Raw genomic sequence first — 17397 nt, forward strand, 5'->3', positions numbered from 1 at the left:
TCAGAAGCGAAGTTATTAGAAACGAAGCTGTCAGGAGCGAACTGTGGTTGTCAGGAACACATTGTCTCGACCCGACAAGGTAACGGATTCTCTGTATTAGGGCCTACCGACCTTGGTCGGGCGAGGCCACCCAGCGGTGCCGCCGGTAATATAGGTAGTAGCCGCCGAGTGTCGCCGAGCGCACCAGGGTGAAACCGCTGAAGGCGAGCCACAGTCCGTGGTTGCCCAGCGGCTGAGCGAGCCACCATAGCGGCAGGTAGACGGCGAGGCCCGCGAAGATGCTGTTGCGCATCTCGCGGGTGGCGGTGGCGCCGATGAAGACGCCGTCGAGCAGGTAGCTCCAAACCGCCAGCAGCGGCATCAGCACCATCCACGGCAGGTAGGTGGCCGCCGTGGTCCGTACCTCGGGCAGATCGGTGAGCAGGGCGATCAGCGCCTCGCCGCCCAGCGCGAAGGCCAGCATGGCGGCGGCGGCGATGGCCAGCGAGCAGCGCCCGGCACTCCGCACCGCCGCGGCGAACTCGTCCCAGCGAGCCCGGCCCACGGCGCGCCCGGTCAGCGCTTCGGCGGCATGGGCGAAGCCATCCAGGCCGTAGGAGACGAGCATGATGAACTGCAACAGCACCGCATTGGCCGCCAGTACCGTATCGCCCTGACTGGCGCCCTGGGCGGTGAAGAAGGCCATGGCGAACAATAGGCCCAGAGTGCGCAGGAACAGCTGAGCATTGACGGCGAACAGTGCGTGATAGGCGCTGAGGGCGATCAGCCGCGCACGATCGAGCTGCCCGCCCAGGGCGCCGAGCTGGCGGCGCACCAGCCACAGGCCGGCGGCCAGCGCCGTGTAGTCGGCGATCACCGTGGCCCAGGCCACGCCATCGCTGGTCATGCCGAGGCCCACCACGAACCATAGGTCGAGCACGATATTCACGCTGTTGGTCAGCACCATCAGGATCAGGGTGACCCGGGAATTCTGCTGGCCGAGGAACCAGCCGAGGATCGCATAGTTAGCCAATACCGCGGGCGCCGAGAGGATGCGGATGCCGGCGTACTCGCGGGCGAGCTCGGTGGCTTGGGCGCTGCCGTCGAGCAGTTTGAGGCCAAGCTCGATCAGCGGGCCAGAGGCCAGGATCAGCCCCGCGCCGATCGCCGCCGCCATCATCAGCGACTGGCCGAGCAGGGTGCGCACCTCGGTGTCGTCCTCTCGGCCCACCGCCTGGGAGGTCAGGCCGGTGGTGCCCATGCGCAGGAAGCCGAAGCCCCAGTAGAGGAAGCCGAACAGGGTCGCCCCCAGGGTCACCGCCGCCAGGTAGCGGGAGTCCGGCAGGTGGCCGACCACCGCGGTATCCACCAGCCCCAGCAGCGGCACGGTGATGTTGGAGAGGATGATCGGCCAGGCCAGCGGCCAGATGCGCGGCGTGGTGGAGCGTGGGTGGGACAAGCCGTTTCCTCGATCGAACCAATGGCCCGGCAGGATACCTCAGGCTCTCCTGTGACACAGCCCGGAAACCAAACAGCCCCGCGGCGCGGGGCTGTGTCGGCTAGTGGAAAACGCTATCAGAAGTGATACCCCAAGCTGATCGAGGCCAGATCGATGGTGTAATCCTCGCCACCGTAGCTGAGGTCGTAGCGTTCAACTTCGCCTCGGATCATGACTCGATCGATGACGTATTCGGCACCGACGCCATAGAAGGGGTCGGTGCCATCTTCTTCAACATAAAACCGGTATTGCGCATTGTTAATTTCGAAGTGATTGTTGTAACTAGCCTCCCAGGCAATCATGCCCAGCTTTCCGTGAAGGCTGAATCCCCCCTGGAGCGGCAGGCGTCCGACCAGCGCGACCGCTAAGCCATCGATGCCGAGTTCGATGTTGGGGCCGTTATTTTTAGCATTGGCAGTCGATTCACCGAAGTCCAGATGGCTGGCTTCCACGGCGAAGTTGGGGGTGAAGCGATAGCCAATAAACAGTTTGTAGGCGGTGTCGCTTTCATCGATGTCGAATGTACCGTCGTCTATTTCATCGAGAGTATCGCTATCGACGTCGGCTTGACCGATGCCGAACCCAAAGTATGGGCGAGCATGCGGATCGTTCTGATAGCCCTGGGCCAAAGCACTGTTGCTGGCAAACACGGTGAGGGTGAGCAGGGCGGTGATGACAACCGATCGTTTCATGAAGCACTCCTTGGCAAACATGAGATGGGCAGGCGGTCCATCTGCGCTACCCTTTAATGTGTTATTTTGTAATACCTAGTTACAAAACAAAACATAGGCGAGGAGTGGGCGTCGTACCACGGCAAAGTGTGGTCACTTCTTGGGTTGTGGGGTTACTGAGGCGGAGCAGGCGCAATGATCAAGATGAGTTCGGGGGTAGCAGGCGTGATGATGGCATTGGCGATTTCGTTGAGTGCCGGGATGGCGAGCGAGATGGCCAAGGCGGCAGAGCCTGGCTTAAAGGAAGGGCCTAGCGGGGCGGCGATGGTAGTGGATGCGCTGGTGGCTCGGCCGCTGCTGGCCGCGGCCACGGTGGGCGGCACGGCGGTGTTTATTGTCTCACTGCCGTTTTCGGCGCTGGGTGGCAACGTCGGCGAATCGGCCGAGACGCTGATCCTGACGCCCGCCGAGGCGGCCTTCCGGCGGTGCCTGGGCTGCAGCGTCAGCCAGCGCCGCGACGAATTCTAGCGTCCCGAATACGCCAACGCCCCGCTGGGCGTCGGGAGGAGGGCGGGCGACCGGGGGCGGGCCCGGCGCCAGTGAAGGGCATGCCGCTCAGGCTGCGGTGATGGCGTGGTACTTGTCCATCAGCTGCTCCTGGGTCTCCTCGCGCTCCGGGTCCAGCGGGATGCAATCGACGGGGCAGACCTGCTGGCACTGGGGCTCGTCGAAGTGGCCGACGCACTCGGTGCACAGGGCCGGGTCGATGACGTAGATCTCTTCCCCCGGCGAGATGGCGCCGTTGGGGCATTCGGGTTCGCAGACGTCGCAGTTGATGCACTCGTCGGTGATCATCAGGGACATAGGGTGACTCCGGGAAAGGGGCGACTCAGGCTGGCGCCTGGGTCGACGGAAATCCGAGTAAAACACTCAGCCATTGTAACGGGCTTGCAGGGCTTCGACGACCTTGGGGTGCACCAGTTTCGAGACATCGCCGCCGAGCTTGGCGATCTCGCGCACGATCGTCGAGGAAATGTAGGAGTTCTCCAGCGCCGGGGTGAGGAAGACGCTCTCCACGTCCGGTGCCATGGCGCGGTTCATGTTGGCCAGCTGCAGCTCGTACTCGAAGTCCGAGACGGCGCGCAGCCCGCGCAGGATGATGTTCGCCTGCTGCTCGGCCAGGAACTCGGTGAGCAGCCCGGAGAAGCCGGTGACTTCCACGTTAGGTAGCCCCGCCACCACCTCCCGGGTCAGCGCGACCCGGGTGTCGAGGTCCAGCGCCGGCTGCTTGGCGGGGCTAGCGGCGATGGCGATGATCACCTTGTCGAACATCTTGGCGCCGCGTTCGATCAGGTCGAAGTGCCCGTTGGTGATGGGGTCGAAGGTGCCGGGATAGACCACGATGTTCATGGTGCGCCTACTTGTCGTTCGAGGAGTCGTCGAGCGAGTCGTCCTTCAGAGAACCAAAGGGATTGTCGACGGAAAGCGAGACCGGCTGGGCATAGCCGGGGATGCCGATCTGTCCGGCCTCGACCGAGAGCTCGGGGCCTTCCAGCACCCCCTGGCCGAAGCGATAGAGCGCCTGGAAATGCCCCTGGTCGGCGCGAGCCACGTAGGCCTGCGAGGCCTCGAGGGCGACTTCGCGGCGTGCCTTCCAGGCATCCACCGCGGCCTGGCCGTGGCGCTTGACCAGCAGCCGCTCGGTCACGGTCGGCGACAGCACCAGGCCGGTGGCATTGTTGCCGCCGAAGCCCTTGGCATTGATGAAGGCGGCATCCGCCTCGAAGGCCAGTGGCTCGGCGAACAGTCGCAGGCGCTCGGCGTGAACGTCGTCGGCGACGGCGTCCAGCGTCGGGATGCCCGGCAGCCAGCCGTGGGCGAAGCTGCCCAGGGCGCTGGCCATCTGGTCGCCGGCGGCGCTGCCCTGGGAGTGGCCGACGAAGGCCTTGACTGCGACCACCGGCCAGGAGGTGATGCCGTTGGCGGCGGCCACCTGGTCGAAGACGTGGGACTCGGTGGCGCGATTCTTCGGCGTGCTGGTGCCGTGGGCATGCAGGAAGGTGCGCGTGCGCAGGGCGTCTTCGCCGAGTATTTCTCGCGCCAGGCTGACCGCCTTGCCCAGGGTGATGTAGTTGCCGATGCCGGGGGCGGAGATCGAACGCTTCCAGCCGTCGGCGTTGGTGAAGACGCCCGGCACGCTGCCGAGCACCTGGGCGCCGACCTCCAGCGCCAGGCTGTCGTCCATCAGCAGCACGAACTGGCTGGCCTCGGCGATGGTGAAACCGCAGTTGCGGGCGAAGGGCCGGCAGGCCCGCTGGTAGTCGGCATCGGTGAGCAGGCTCAGGGCGTCCAGCGCCTTGAGGCTGTCGTCGTCGGCGAGCGCGCCCATGGCCCGGAAGCCTTCGATGATCTCCGGGGTGATCGGGGCATCCGAGGTGCCGACCATCACCACGCGACGGCGACCGCTCGAGATCTCCTCGACGCCCTGGCGCAGGTTGTAGAGGAAGGTCGCGCAGGCGCCCTGGATGGCGCCGGTGGCGCCGACGCTGCCCAGCACATAGGCGTTGAGGAAGTCGGCGGGCATCTGGCCATAGCCCAGCGGCATCTGCTTGGAGGTGGCGCGATTGCCCGAGGCATAGCTCTTCAAGAGGCCGCCCCAGCCGGCATCGTCGAGCTGGCCGATGGAGTTGCCGGCATAGACGGCGATGTCGTCCGGGTCGAGGCGGTCGCGCAGGGTTTCCCAGTCGAGCCCGCTCTGACCGAGGCAGTCCGAGGCGCCGAAGATCGCCATCGACAGCCCGCGGGGATGGTGCACGCTGCGGTACAGGCTGCTCGGCGCGAAGCCGCTGGGCAGTTGGCCGGCGGCGCGCACCTGGGCGCTGCGGCGCTCGGGCAGCAGGACATCGAACTGGCCTGGCGGCACCGTGACCTCGACGTGACGGCGGTCGAGCTCGCGGACCTGCCAGGTCTCGGGCAGCTGCTCGGGCAGCTGGCGGCGGCGCACCTGGAAGGTGAGCGGCGCCTCGATGGAAAGCGAAGCCTGGCGATTGGCCGGGATGCCATCGGCGCCGAAGGTCGGGTCCTCGATGCGCCGGATCAGGGTGTGGTCGAGCACCTGCTGCCGGTAGCACTCGACGATGGCATCGGCGTCCAAGTAGGCCCCGCTGGCATTCTGCCAGGGCGCGTCGCCATCGGTGTGGACCAGACGCATCATCGCCGCCAGACCGATCAGGGTGCTGGCCTGGACATCCGCATCGAGGGCCGAGAGGACCGTGCGTCGAAACGCCTGATGGCCCGAGGTTCTGCCGGCAGCATTCACGCCTCCCATGCCGACGATCACCGGTAACTGTGACAAGCCGCTTACCTCATTGTGCTGGTGGCGCCTGGGCGCTCATGTTTCCTTCATTTCCCTCGGATAATATCACCGCGGCCGCTGCCCCGTCATGCGAGCTGGCGGGTGCCGGTGGCGCTATTCACGCTATTGTCATAAAGAGCTGTTGGAATCTGCGCCTGGCCGACCGGCCCTGCTAGAATGGCGCCTCTTCCTCTTCACCCGGCCGCCGGACGTCCATGCAAGCCAATTCCCGAGCCATCGTCACCAACCAGCCTGGTCCCCATCAGGATCTTGCCCGTCGCGTGGCGCGTGCCCTCGCGCATCCGCTCCAGAAACCCATCGCCGCGCACACCCGCGCCGCCTTCGCGAAGGCCGAGGCCTGGCGCGCGGCGCGGCCCGGGCCGCTGATCCTCGATGCCGGCTGTGGCGTCGGCATCTCTACCCGCCGGCTGGCCGAGCGGTTTCCCGATCATGTGGTGATCGGGGTCGATCGCAGCGCCGACCGCCTGTCCCGGGATCACGGCGAGCTGCCGGACAACGCCCTGCTGGTGCGCGCCGACCTGGTGGACTTCTGGCGCCTGGCGCTGGCGGCGGGCTGGCAGCCGGTGCGCCACTATCTGCTCTACCCGAACCCTTATCCCAAGGCCGCCCATCTCAAGATGCGCTGGCATGGCCATCCGGTCTTTCCGGCCATCCTGGCGCTGGGCGGCCGCCTCGAGCTGCGCTCCAACTGGCGCCTCTACGTCGAGGAATTCGCCCTGGCCATCGAGCAGGCGACCGAGGTGCCCGCGGGCGTCGAGGCCTATCGGCCCGAGGGCGACTTCCTGACCCCCTTCGAGCGCAAGTACCACGACAGCGGTCAGTCGCTGTGGCGGCTGACGCTCGACCTGCCGCCGGCACCGGCGCTGATGCCGGGCCACGACTGAGCAGGCCCCGCGGCGCCGCCGGCGCTCAGCGCTCCTCGCGGCCGCGAAAGCCCTTGCCCAGTGACTGGCGCAGCCAGCGCGCCACCGGCCCCTGAGCGCTGTCGCGGTGGGCGATCATCTCCACCTCGATGCGCGGGGCCACCCCCAGCGCCTCGCCGGTCAGGGGCGTCAGGTGATCGCGAAAGGGCGGGTAGCTGGCGATATGCTGTGGCACCAGGGCCCAACCGAGACCTCGGGTGGCGAGCTCCGCCATCGAGTAGAAGCTGTTCAGCCGCCAGAAGCGGGCGCTGGTGGCCTGCCCGCCGGCGCCGCCGCTGCGCGAGGCGATCACCAGCTGGCGATGGCCGGCCAGGTCGGTGAGGTCGGGCGCCGGCAGGCGCGCCAGGGGATGATCCCGGGCCACCACCAGCAGCTGCTCGAGGTGAGCGATGCGCTGGCCCTCCAGAAGCGGGCCTCGCGCCTGCTGGCTCAGCAGGATGCCGATATCGGCGGTGCGGTCCTCGACCCAGCCGGCGATATCGCCCTGGGCACCATAGAGCAGCGTCAGCTGCAAGGCCGGGTAGCGATGCGCCAGGGCCTCCAGGGTGGCGTCCACCGGGGGCATCTCCACCAGCGCCTCGTCGATGGCCATGACCAGGCGCGCCTCCTCGCCCTCGGCGATGGCGCGGGCGCGGGCGTCCAGCCGTTGGCACTGATGCAGCACCGCGCGCGCCTCGTGCAGCAGCGCCTCGCCGGCGGCCGTCAGCTGCGGCAGCCGCCCCTGGCGGTCGAAGAGCGTGCAGCCCAGATCGTCCTCCAGGTGGCCGATGGCGGTGCTGATCGCCGACTGGGCCCGCCCCAACCTGCGTGCTGCGGCGGAGAACGAGCCCTGCTCGGCGGCGGCGATCAGGCACTCCAGCTGATCCAGGGTCCAGCGCATGTGGGTCTCCCGTGATGCTCCGATGACGGCAGAGCCGTTGGCCGTCGTTTACTCCCTCGACCTATCAGAATATCAGATGGAATCTAACTGGATGCCATCTCTCTCGCGGGTAGACTGTCGCCAGTTGTCGGGGTGGGTCTCCTGCTCCTGACGTGTTGTCCCAGTAAGCAACGGCGAGGAGGCCTGCATGCGCTCGGTAAGGGAACGGCTCGCCCAAAGCGCCCTGTTCGAGGCCGGTGGCCTCTTGCTGGTCACGCCGCTGGCCAACCTGATCAGCGGCCATGGCATGGGCAAGCTGGGTGCTCTGGGGGTTGCCCTGGCGACCGTCGCCATGGGCTGGAACCTGGTCTGGAACCGACTCTTCGATCACTGGGTGCCGAGCCGGCGGCGCAGTTTCCTTGAGCGTCTCGCTCAGGCACTTGGGTTCGAGGCCGGTCTGGTGGTGCTGACCCTGCCCGGGGTGGCCTGGTGGCTCGAGATCGGGCTCCTCGAGGCCCTTTGGCTGGATATCGGTTTCGTGCTCTTTTTCCTGGCCTATGGCCTGATCTTCAATACGCTCTTCGATCGTGTGATGCGCCGTCGACTGGCGCGGGGAGGTAGCTCATGACCTATGTATTTCTGGCGCTCGCCATCCTGGCCGAGGTCGTCGCGACCAGCGCCCTCAAGGCCTCCGAGGAGTTCACCCGGCTCTGGCCCAGCGTGCTGGTGGTGGTCTGCTACGGGCTCGCGTTCTATCTGCTTTCCTTGGCGCTTCGTACCCTGCCGGTGGGGATCGCCTACGCCTTCTGGGCCGGACTCGGCATCACCCTGGTGACCCTGATCGGCATGGTGGTCTATGGCGAGCGGCCCGACCTGCCGGCGGTGATCGGGCTTGGCATGATCGTTGGCGGCGTGGTGGTGATTCAGGTATTTTCCAGCGTGGCGTCTCACTGATGAGCCGCCCCGAGTCTCCAGGCCGCCTCCTGCCTTCATGAGGCCCGCGGTCGCCTCCTTCCTCAACTCATGAGGCCGTCGATGCCTCCACCGGACCTGCCCATGCCCCGTCTGTTGCGTTCATTGCTGGTGATACTGGTGTGCTGTGTCGGCGGGGTGTCGCTGGCTCAGGCCTCGGGCTTCGAGCGGCTGGCTAGCCTCGAGGAGCAGGGCTTTCTGATCGGTGCCGAGGCCCGGCTGCTGGACAGCGGCGAGGTGCTTGGTGAGATCGCCCCCGACCGCGAGCTGTCGCCGGCCTCGGTCTCCAAGCTCTATCTGGCCGCCGCGGCGCTGGATCGCTGGGGGCCCCAGCACCGCTTCACCACCCGCCTGCTGACGGCGGGTGCGCTCTCCACCGAGGGCGTGGTGACGGGGGATCTGATCTTCGAGGGGGGCGGTGACCCGGCCCTGGTCGCGGAGGATCTGTGGCGGCTGGTGCAGCAGCTGCGCCAGCAGGGCGTGACCCGGGTGGAGGGCGCGCTCGAGATCAATCAATGGCGCTATGGCCCGGTGCAGTGCATCACCACCGATCGCTGCGAGGCCCGCCGGCGGGGCACCAATGCCTACAGCGCGCTGCTCTCCGCGGCGGGGGTCGATTACGGCAGCTGGTGCCTGGCAGTCCGTCCCGGGGCGGCGCTCGGCGACTCCGCACGCATTGCCAGCTGCGCGAGCGGCGCGCCGCTAACCCGTGTCGACAACCGGGTGGACACCGCCGGCGCCGATGGTCGCACCCGCCTGGAGGCCGAGCGCCTCACCGACGGAGAGGGCGATCGCCTGGTGCTCGAGGGCTCCATCGCCCTGGGCGACGGGCCGCGCTATGTCTATCGCGCCAGCTCCGACCCCGCCGAACAGACGGCCGACACGCTGGCATCACTGCTCGACCAGGCCGGCATCGCCGTGACCGGCGGCACGCGCGTGGTCAGCACGCGGCCGCCGGCGACGACCACCGAGCTCGCCGCGGTGCAGGGCAAGCCGCTGCAGGAACTTCTGCAGCGCACCCTCAACTACTCGAACAACTTCATGGCCGATGTGCTGGCCCTCGATCTGGTCGGCAGTCCCCGGGCGACCCTGCCCCAGGCCGGCGATGCCGTGGAGGCCTTCGCCCTGGCGATTCCCGGCCACGGCCCCTTGACCCTCGAGAGCGGCAGCGGCCTGACCACCGGTAATCGCACCACCGCCCGCGGGGTCACGGTGCTACTCGAGCGCATGTATCGACGTCCGGCGCTGTTCCCGAGTTTCATCGCCGGCCTGCAGTCTCCCACCAACGGCACCATGCGCTTCCTGCGTCGCGGCAGCGACACCTTCCAGGAAGGCGTGATGCTCAAGACCGGCACCCTCAACCAGCCCTTCGCGGTGCGGGCCGCCGGTGGCTACTTCCGCACCCGCAGCGGGCGCTGGGGCGTGTTCGCGGCATTGGTCAACGGCACCGCCAGCACGCCCTATCTGGCCTGGCGTCAGGTGCTCGAGCCGTTGGCCGATGATCTCGAGACGATGATCCTGAGTCACTGAGGCCGTTTCTCGCCCTTCGGGTCAGGGGCTGTCATCTCGGGGTGATAGAATCGGCGCGCACTGGCCGTCGATGGCCATCATTCATTCATGATCGGCAGGAACGATGCGATGAAGCCAGGACACACCGGCTGGCGCCACCTGATTCACTCCACCCGCTATTCCATCAAGGGGCTGCGCGCGGCCTTTCACAACGAGGCCGCCTTTCGCCAGGAGCTGGGCCTGTGCCTGGTGCTGGTGCCGCTGGCGCTCTGGCTCGGCCAGACCCCCGTCGAATGGATCCTGCTGATCGGCAGCTGCCTGCTAGTGCTGATCGTCGAATTGATCAACTCGGCGATCGAGAGCGTGGTCGATCGTATCGGGGTCGAGCGCCATGAGCTATCTGGGCGGGCCAAGGACATCGGCTCGGCGGCGGTGATGCTGGCGCTGATGATCGCCGGGCTGACCTGGGGCCTGCTGACCTGGCAGCGCTTCGTAGGCTAGTCTCGCCTCCCCCTGTCTGCCGAGGCCGCGAGGCGGTCGGGGCGAAGGGCAAGCGGGGCGCAGACAGCGGGGTGGCGCCTTCGCTATGCTGGGGGAAACCACAAGGAGACGCCCATGGCGCTGCCCGATGGCTTTCTGCCGCTAATCGAGATTCCCCACCGCCTGCACGCCTCGCTTGGCGAGACCTCGCGGCGCCTTGACGAAGCGCTTGAGCGTGCCGATGCGCGGGCCCGCCAACAGGACAGCGACCCGCTCAGCGATACCTGGCGGGCGCTGAGTGAGTCCCGCCGCGAGCAGCTGGCCAAGGTGCTGGCGGTTTCCACCTTCGCCACCGATACCCTGGTGCACTATCCCGACTGGCTGGCGAGCCTGGATGCCAACGGCGAGCTCGAAAGCGCGCCGTCGCCCGGGTTGCTCGCCCAGTGGCTCAATGAGGCCCTCGGCGAGGTCGGCGATGAGGCCGCCATGCAGGCGGCCATTCGCCGCTTTCGCCGCGAGCGCATGCTGGGCATCGTCTGGCGCGACCTGACCCGCCCTCCCGGCACGACCATGTGGGACACCGCCGGCGCCGTCTCGCGCCTTGCCGAGGCTTGCCTCGACGGTGCGCTCGGCTGGTTGGAGGCGCACCTCGAGGCCCGCTGGGGCCGGCCCGAGCCCCGTGCCGATGGTAGTCCTCAGCGGCTGGTGGTGCTGGGCATGGGCAAGCTAGGTGCCGGCGAGCTCAACCTGTCCTCCGACATCGACCTGATCTTCGCCTTCCCCGAGAAGGGCGTGACCCAGGGCGGCAAGCGCGAATTCGAGCATCAGGAATACTTCACCAAGCTTGGCCAGAAGCTGATCGCGGCCCTGGATGCGGTGACCGCCGATGGCTTCGCTTTCCGCGTCGACATGCGCCTGCGCCCGCTGGGCGACGGCGGCCCGCTGGTGGGCAGCTTCGCCATGCTGTCGAGCTACTATCAGGATCAGGGCCGTGAGTGGGAGCGCTATGCCATGCTCAAGGCCCGGCCCGTCGCCGGCGACGTCGATGCCGGTGCCGAGCTGCTGGCGAGCCTCACCCCCTTCGTCTATCGCCGGTATCTGGATTTCGGCGCCATCGAATCGCTGCGCGAGATGAAGTCGATGATCAATCGCGAGGTCAAGCGCCGGGGCATGGATGACAACATCAAGCTCGGCCGCGGCGGGATCCGCGAGGTCGAGTTCGTCGTCCAGGCCTTCCAGCTGATTCGCGGCGGGCGCGATACCGAGCTGCAGGTCACCTCCCTGAAGACGGCCCTCGAACGCCTGCCGGCGCTGGGCCTGCTGCCCCAGGACGTCGTCGACGAGCTGACCCCGGATTATGTGTTCCTGCGCGACCTGGAGCACGCCCTCCAGGCCCTCGAGGACCGCCAGACCCAGGCGTTGCCCCATGACGACGGCCAGCGCGAGCGCATCGCCCTGGCGCTGGACATGGCCGACTGGCCGGCCCTGGTGGCGCGCCTCTCGGAGGTGCGCGATCGGGTGCGGGGCCACTTCGATGCGGTGATCGCCGATCCCGAGGAGGAGGCCGAGGGCGCCGTGGAGGACGACGGCGCCGACTATGGCGAGCTGCGCGCCCTGTGGCGGGGCGAGCTGTCCGAGGAGGAGGCGGCGACGCTGCTGGAGGGCGCGGGCTTCGCGGAGCCCGCCCGGGCGGATCGGCGCCTCGCCGCCCTGCGTCAGTCCCGGGCGGTGCAGGGCATGCAGCGTATCGGCTTCGAGCGCCTGGATGCGTTGATGCCCTTGCTGCTCGAGGCGGTGAGCGATAGCGAGGCGCCGGATACCGTGCTCGAGCGGGTGCTGCCGCTGATCGAGTCGGTGCTGCGACGCACCGCCTATCTGGCGCTGCTGCGCGAGAATCGCGAGGCGCTCGGCCACCTGATGCGGCTGTGCGGGGCGAGCCCCTGGATCGCCGAGCAGATCGCCCGGCATCCCATCCTGCTCGACGAGCTGCTCACTCCCTCGACGCTCTATACCCCCGCCGACAAGGCGCGGCTGGCCGACGAGCTGCGCCAGGCCCTGGGGCGGATTCCCGAGGACGACGAGGAGGCCCAGCTCGAGGCGCTGAGGGTGTTCAAGCATGCCCAGGTGCTGCACGTGGCGGCCTCCGACATCGTCGGCACCCGGGCGCTGATGAAGGTCAGCGACTACCTGACCTTCATCGCCGAGGTGGTGCTGGAACAGGTGCTGGCGATGGCCTGGAAGCACCTGACCCGCAAGCACGGCTACCCTAAGCGCCGGGACGGAAGCCACGGCGAGACCGACTTCATCATCGTCGGCTATGGCAAGCTCGGCGGCATCGAGCTTGGCTACAGCTCCGACCTGGATCTGGTGTTCATCCACGACGCCGCCTCCCAGGGCAGCACCGACGGCGAGCGGCCGATCGACAACCCGGTGTTCTTCACCCGCCTGGGGCAGCGCATCATCCACCTGCTGACTGCGGTGACGCCCGCCGGCGCCCTCTATGAGGTCGACATGCGCCTGCGTCCCTCGGGCAACGCCGGCCTGCTGGTGACCACCCTGGAGGCCTTCGCCGACTATCAGCGCCGCGAGGCCTGGACCTGGGAGCACCAGGCGCTGGTGCGCGCCCGGGCGTTGGCCGGCGACGCCGAGCTGGTGCAGCGCTTCGATGTCGTGCGTCGCGAGGTGCTCGGCCAGACCCGCGAGCTGCCGGCGCTGCGTGAGGAGGTGATCCGGATGCGCCACAAGATGCGCGATCACCTGGGCAGCTCGGCGACGGCTCGTGAGGCCGGCGCCTTCGACCTCAAGCAGGATGCCGGCGGCATGGTCGATATCGAGTTCCTTTGCCAGTACGCGGTGCTGGCCATGGGCCACGACTGCGAGGCGCTGCTGGCTTACAGCGACAACATGCGCATCCTCGAGACCCTAGAGGAGCACGACCTGCTGCCCGCCGAGGAGGCCAAGGGCCTGCGAGAGGCCTATCTGGCCTACCGCAATGCCTTCCATCGCGCGGCCCTGACCAAGGAAGCGGTCAGCGACGATTTCACCGCCCAGCGCGCCCTGGTCGGCCGCCTCTGGCAGCGCCTGCTGGAGGAGGCCGACGCCACAACGCCCCCCGACACTTCACACCAGGAGACGCCCCCGTGAGCCAAGGCAAGGTACTCGTGCTGCATGGACCCAACCTCAACCTGCTCGGCACCCGCCAGCCGGAGATCTACGGCCATGAGACCCTCGAGGACATCAACCACGCCCTCTACGAGCAGGCCGCGCTGAATGACTGGGACATCGCCTGTCGCCAGAGCAACCACGAGGGCGAACTGATCGATGCCATCCAGGGGGCGCGGCTCGATGGCACCTCGGCGATCATCATCAACCCGGCGGCCTATACCCACACCTCGGTGGCGATCCTCGATGCCCTCAACGCCTTCGACGGCCGGGTGATCGAGGTGCACCTGTCGAACGTGCACAAGCGTGAGGCCTTCCGCCATCATTCCTATGTCTCGCTGCGGGCCGACGGCGTGATCGCCGGGCTCGGCAGCCAGGGCTATCGGGCGGCGATGGAGGCGCTGATACGACAGGCCTGAGGGCGAGGGCGGCCAGCAGACCCTGGAGGCCGGGGCCGGGCGGGGACGATGAAGGCGCGGCCATGCGACCAAGGTCTAGTGATTGGACTAAAGTCTAAGAGGTCGATACCATGGAGCCCTACATCCATTGCAGAGGTTCTGTCGCATGACGCGTCCGACGTCCACCGCCTCGACTCCGTCGTTGACCAAGCGTGCCGGCCGACTGGCCTATCGCCTGCTCGAGAACATGACCGAAAGCGCCTACCAGGGCTTCCAGGCACGCGAGCGCTACCGCTTCGCCTACATCTGAGCGCCCGTCCGAGACGCGCTCTGGCGTCCGCCGCGTCACTGGACGCGGTGGGGCCCCTTGCTCCTTTGCCTCACCCCATCCCCGGGGGCCATGTCCGTGAACTCCCCGGCCCTGTTGCATCTCCTTCCTCGATCACGGCGTGAGAGATTCGCACTCCCGTGCGGCCTGACGTAGCATGCGAAAAACTTCATCCCGTCCGAGTTCGAGCCTGCGAAGGTCGACTCAGGGCGCGCGTCCGTCCCACGACGGTCAGGATAACGATGCGACTGATTCATAGGCTGCGCCGACGCTCGACGTGTCGGCAGTTGGTGCAACATCTCAACATCGACATGCGCGCGCGGCTCAGGCGCGCCTTCCTGTGGCTGGTGGTGCTCACCGGCTTGCACACCCTGGCCATGGTCGTCTTCGAAGGGCTTACCGGGGGTGATGCGCTGTGGCTGACCCTGACCACCTTGACCACGGTGGGCTATGGGGATGTGTCGGCGGCCACGCCGCTGGGGCGCGCGGCCACGGTGGGGCTTTTGTATGTCGCCGGCATCACCCTGCTGGCACAGCTGGCCAGCGATTACATCGATTACCGCCTCAAGCGGAAGGAATCCATGATCAACGGCCGCTGGAGGTGGCAGATGAATGACCATGTGCTGATCATCAACAGTCCCGCCAGCAACGCCGGCGTCTATTTCGAGCGCCTGGTGAGTCAGCTGCGGGCCACCCGGGAGCTGCACGACACGCCGGTGCAGCTGCTGACCGAGGCCTTCCCGGAGGGGCTGCCCGACAGCCTGCGCGAGCAGGGGGTAGTGCACCATCACGGCGAACCGTCTGATCCCCGGTCGTTGGCCGCCGTCACCCCGCAAGACGCCCGGGCGATCATCGTGCTGGCAAGCGACGAGTACAGCCGCGTCTCCGACAGCATCACCCTGGACGTCCTGACCCAGCTTAGGGACCTGTGCGGTGATGCGCTGCCCTACACGGTGGCCGAGTGCGTGCACGAGGACAGTCGCCGTCGTCTGGCGCTGGCCGGCGCCAGCACCACCCTGCGCCCGATTCGTGCCTACCCGGAGATGCTGGTGCGCTCCTTGGTGGCTCCGGGCGCCGAGAAGATTCTCGAGAACCTCTTCACCCACCACGACGATCATGCCATGCGCTACCCGGTCGCCGTGGAAGATGCTGTCTGGTCCGACGTGACCTGCCGCCTGATGGCTGCCGGCATGGGCACCCTGATGGCGTATGTGGGCGATGATGGCGAGATCGTCTGCCACCCGGCCCACGATCATCGCTTCTCCGCCACGGCCCTGATTCTGATGGTGCGCGAGGAGTTCGTGCCGAGCAGGGCCGAGATCGAGACGTGTCTCATGGATGAGGTGGCCGGCGACGCCCGGACTGGCCCTAGCCCGACGAGATAGCGTCGCCTTCTGTAAAGACGATACTTATATAGACGTCACTTCTTCTCACGATACTCGCCTTCCAGCACCTCGTGCTCCTCCAGACGACCGCCGTCGCCGCGGGAGGCCCGATAATGGGTCTCGCGATAGTGGGTCTCGTGGGTGTGATACCCGCCGCCGATGTCCTCGGCCTGCTGGGCGCGCATCGCCTCCATGCGCTTCTTCATGCGGTGGCGCAGGAAGGGCAGCATGGCCCAGCCAACCAGCAGGAAGAAGAGACCCAGGATAGTGCCGACGATCATCAACACGCCGAACATCAGCCAGGTCAGCACCAGGCGCGGCCCGCTCATGCCCTGGCGCGGCCGCGCCTGACGGGCCCGTTCCTTCCACTGGTTTGCCGCCCGCCAGGCGGCATTGCGTTGGCGATCTTGTTCGTTCATGAACGGCTCCGGTGGAGATAGGACGTGTGAACCTTCGATGCGATCCGCCAGACCGGGTTCCGTGATCGCGGGAGCAAGAAGCCGGTGGGTTGGGCACGAGGCTGCCTTCAAGCGTGGCATGCCGCGGGGGCTGCGTCACGCCATGCACCGGCAGGCCGGCAAATGCATGATGGCTAACATATTGGTACGTTTCTTGCTGGATGCTTGGGTGGGGCGGCTCGACTTGCTTGCAGGTGAGTGGCCGCTGATCGTCCAAGGCTTCCGAGGAATCTTCCATGCAAGACAATGGCATCCTGCGCCTCGCCTATGACATCGCCGATGTCACCCAAGATAAGGTGGGCTTGATCGAGGAGATCATGCAGCGCACCGAAATCCTGGCGCTGAACGCGCGCATCGAGGCGGCGCGTGCCGGTTCTGCGGGCGCCGCCTTCGGCGTGGTGGCGCAGGAGATGGGCAGCGTCTCGAGCGGCATCAACCGCATCGCCAAGGAGTTTCGCGCCGAGGTGGAGGCGCATACCCAGAGCATAGAGGAGGCGGGGGCGGCGATGATCACCGAATTTCGCGGCCAACGCCTCACGGATCTGGCCTTCAACGCGGTGGAGATCATCGATCGCAACCTGTTCGAGCGCTCCTGCGATGTACGTTGGTGGGCCACCGACAGTGCCGTCGTGGCCGCCGCGGCCAGTCCCGGTGACCCGCACCGTCTGGATTACGCCAGTTCGCGGCTGGCCACCATCCTGCGCTCCTACACCGTCTACCTTGACCTGTGGATCACCGATACCCAAGGGAACGTGATCGCCAACGGCCGTCCCGATCAGTACCCGCAGGCGGTAGGCAGCAACGTGTCGCAGCAGGGCTGGTTTCGTGATGCCATGGCCACGGCTAATGGCGATGCCTTCACCGTGGCGGACATCGACCGCAATCCGCAGCTCGAGAATGCGGCAGTCGCCACTTACGCCACGGCGATTCGTCGCGACGGTGAGCAGAACGGAGCGGCGATCGGCGTCCTCGGCATCTTTTTCGACTGGTCGCCGCAGGCACAGACGGTGGTGGATGGCGTCGGGCTGACGGAGGAAGAACGTGCGCACAGCCGTGTCATGTTGCTCGATGCCCAGCATCGCATCATTGCCGATTCCCGCGGCCCGGCGAGCCTCGATGAGACGTTTTCCCTCGCGCCCGGTGAGCGAGAACGGGGCTATGACGGCGACACCGAGCGGCTCGTCGCGTTCGCCCGGACCCCGGGCTATGAGACCTACCGGGGGCTGGGTTGGTACGGCGTGGTGGAGACCAGCACGGCGGAGGAAAAGAATGGCACCCCCGGGGTGCATAAGCGATCACTTGTTGCATCATGATTGTGCAGCGGCCGGCCAAGAACGTCAGGCCAAGAATGCCTGGCTAAGAACGCCAGGCGTTGTGCATTGTCGGCAGGCTTGCGATG

The 17397-nt window shown here is 67.1% G+C and carries 18 protein-coding genes; 11 read left to right on the top strand and 7 right to left on the bottom strand.

The genetic code is table 11. The features are described from left to right. Window positions 1–103: 103 nt before the first annotated feature. Window positions 104–1438 carry an MATE family efflux transporter gene (locus tag IEJ03_RS01955; protein ID WP_192036053.1) on the bottom strand — a complete coding sequence of 445 codons (1335 nt, stop codon included), beginning with the start codon at window positions 1436–1438 and terminating at the stop codon, window positions 104–106. A 116-nt stretch (window positions 1439–1554) separates the two neighbouring features. Next, window positions 1555–2169 carry a porin family protein gene (locus tag IEJ03_RS01960; RefSeq protein ID WP_192036054.1) on the bottom strand — a complete coding sequence of 205 codons (615 nt, stop codon included), beginning with the start codon at window positions 2167–2169 and terminating at the stop codon, window positions 1555–1557. A gap of 174 nt (window positions 2170–2343) precedes the next feature. Between IEJ03_RS01960 and IEJ03_RS01965 the strand changes: the two genes are divergently transcribed. After that, complete coding sequence (locus IEJ03_RS01965; RefSeq protein WP_242458021.1) at window positions 2344–2676, top strand: hypothetical protein; 333 nt, start codon at window positions 2344–2346, stop codon at window positions 2674–2676. Window positions 2677–2763: 87 nt separating this feature from the next. On the opposite strand, the gene IEJ03_RS01970 is transcribed toward IEJ03_RS01965, so the two are convergent. The 3 genes from IEJ03_RS01970 to IEJ03_RS01980 all read right to left on the bottom strand — a co-directional run bounded on the left by IEJ03_RS01970 (window position 2764) and on the right by IEJ03_RS01980 (window position 5476). After that, window positions 2764–3012, bottom strand: a complete 249-nt coding sequence (locus tag IEJ03_RS01970) for a YfhL family 4Fe-4S dicluster ferredoxin (RefSeq protein ID WP_192036055.1) — start codon at window positions 3010–3012, stop codon at window positions 2764–2766. A gap of 66 nt (window positions 3013–3078) precedes the next feature. Further along, the gene (gene coaD, locus IEJ03_RS01975) at window positions 3079–3558 is read right to left on the bottom strand and encodes a pantetheine-phosphate adenylyltransferase (RefSeq protein ID WP_192036056.1); all 480 of its coding nucleotides are present in this window, start codon (window positions 3556–3558) and stop codon (window positions 3079–3081) included. Window positions 3559–3565: 7 nt separating this feature from the next. Further along, complete coding sequence (locus IEJ03_RS01980) at window positions 3566–5476, bottom strand: beta-ketoacyl synthase (protein WP_192037139.1); 1911 nt, start codon at window positions 5474–5476, stop codon at window positions 3566–3568. Between the two features lie 242 nt (window positions 5477–5718). On the opposite strand from IEJ03_RS01980, the gene IEJ03_RS01985 reads away from it, so the two are divergent. Next, window positions 5719–6408, top strand: coding sequence for a methyltransferase domain-containing protein (locus IEJ03_RS01985; protein WP_192036057.1), 690 nt, complete (start codon window positions 5719–5721; stop codon window positions 6406–6408). Window positions 6409–6433: 25 nt separating this feature from the next. On the opposite strand, the gene IEJ03_RS01990 is transcribed toward IEJ03_RS01985, so the two are convergent. Beyond that, entirely contained in the window at window positions 6434–7327 is an 894-nt protein-coding gene (locus IEJ03_RS01990; protein WP_192036058.1) for a LysR family transcriptional regulator, read from the bottom strand. 187 nt (window positions 7328–7514) lie between these two features. Between IEJ03_RS01990 and IEJ03_RS01995 the strand changes: the two genes are divergently transcribed. The 8 genes from IEJ03_RS01995 to IEJ03_RS02030 all read left to right on the top strand — a co-directional run bounded on the left by IEJ03_RS01995 (window position 7515) and on the right by IEJ03_RS02030 (window position 15540). After that, the gene (locus tag IEJ03_RS01995; RefSeq protein WP_192036059.1) at window positions 7515–7934 is read left to right on the top strand and encodes a PACE efflux transporter; all 420 of its coding nucleotides are present in this window, start codon (window positions 7515–7517) and stop codon (window positions 7932–7934) included. Next, complete coding sequence (locus IEJ03_RS02000) at window positions 7931–8260, top strand: SMR family transporter (RefSeq protein ID WP_192036060.1); 330 nt, start codon at window positions 7931–7933, stop codon at window positions 8258–8260. The genes IEJ03_RS01995 and IEJ03_RS02000 overlap by 4 nt, the downstream gene beginning before the upstream one ends. 102 nt (window positions 8261–8362) lie before the next feature. Then, complete coding sequence (gene dacB / locus IEJ03_RS02005; RefSeq protein ID WP_242458022.1) at window positions 8363–9808, top strand: D-alanyl-D-alanine carboxypeptidase/D-alanyl-D-alanine-endopeptidase; 1446 nt, start codon at window positions 8363–8365, stop codon at window positions 9806–9808. Window positions 9809–9916: 108 nt separating this feature from the next. Next, on the top strand, window positions 9917–10288 hold the full coding sequence (locus tag IEJ03_RS02010; protein ID WP_192036062.1) for a diacylglycerol kinase: 372 nt from the start codon (window positions 9917–9919) through the stop codon (window positions 10286–10288). Between the two features lie 114 nt (window positions 10289–10402). Further along, complete coding sequence (gene glnE / locus IEJ03_RS02015; RefSeq protein WP_192036063.1) at window positions 10403–13411, top strand: bifunctional [glutamate--ammonia ligase]-adenylyl-L-tyrosine phosphorylase/[glutamate--ammonia-ligase] adenylyltransferase; 3009 nt, start codon at window positions 10403–10405, stop codon at window positions 13409–13411. Beyond that, window positions 13408–13848 (top strand): type II 3-dehydroquinate dehydratase, encoded by a 441-nt coding sequence (gene aroQ, locus IEJ03_RS02020; RefSeq protein ID WP_192036064.1) that lies wholly within the window; start codon window positions 13408–13410, stop codon window positions 13846–13848. The genes glnE and aroQ overlap by 4 nt, the downstream gene beginning before the upstream one ends. Window positions 13849–13993: 145 nt before the next feature. Beyond that, the gene (locus IEJ03_RS02025; RefSeq protein ID WP_192036065.1) at window positions 13994–14137 is read left to right on the top strand and encodes a hypothetical protein; all 144 of its coding nucleotides are present in this window, start codon (window positions 13994–13996) and stop codon (window positions 14135–14137) included. 260 nt (window positions 14138–14397) lie between these two features. After that, entirely contained in the window at window positions 14398–15540 is a 1143-nt protein-coding gene (locus IEJ03_RS02030; protein ID WP_192036066.1) for a potassium channel family protein, read from the top strand. Window positions 15541–15575: 35 nt separating this feature from the next. Here the strand turns inward: IEJ03_RS02030 and IEJ03_RS02035 are convergent, their stop codons facing one another. After that, entirely contained in the window at window positions 15576–15959 is a 384-nt protein-coding gene (locus IEJ03_RS02035; protein WP_192036067.1) for a hypothetical protein, read from the bottom strand. Between the two features lie 275 nt (window positions 15960–16234). On the opposite strand from IEJ03_RS02035, the gene IEJ03_RS02040 reads away from it, so the two are divergent. Further along, the gene (locus tag IEJ03_RS02040) at window positions 16235–17311 is read left to right on the top strand and encodes a cache domain-containing protein (protein ID WP_192036068.1); all 1077 of its coding nucleotides are present in this window, start codon (window positions 16235–16237) and stop codon (window positions 17309–17311) included. The last annotated feature ends 86 nt before the right edge of the window (window positions 17312–17397 follow it).

This window comes from Halomonas sp. YLGW01, from assembly GCF_014840935.1.
Classification (GTDB): Bacteria; Pseudomonadota; Gammaproteobacteria; order Pseudomonadales; family Halomonadaceae; genus Onishia.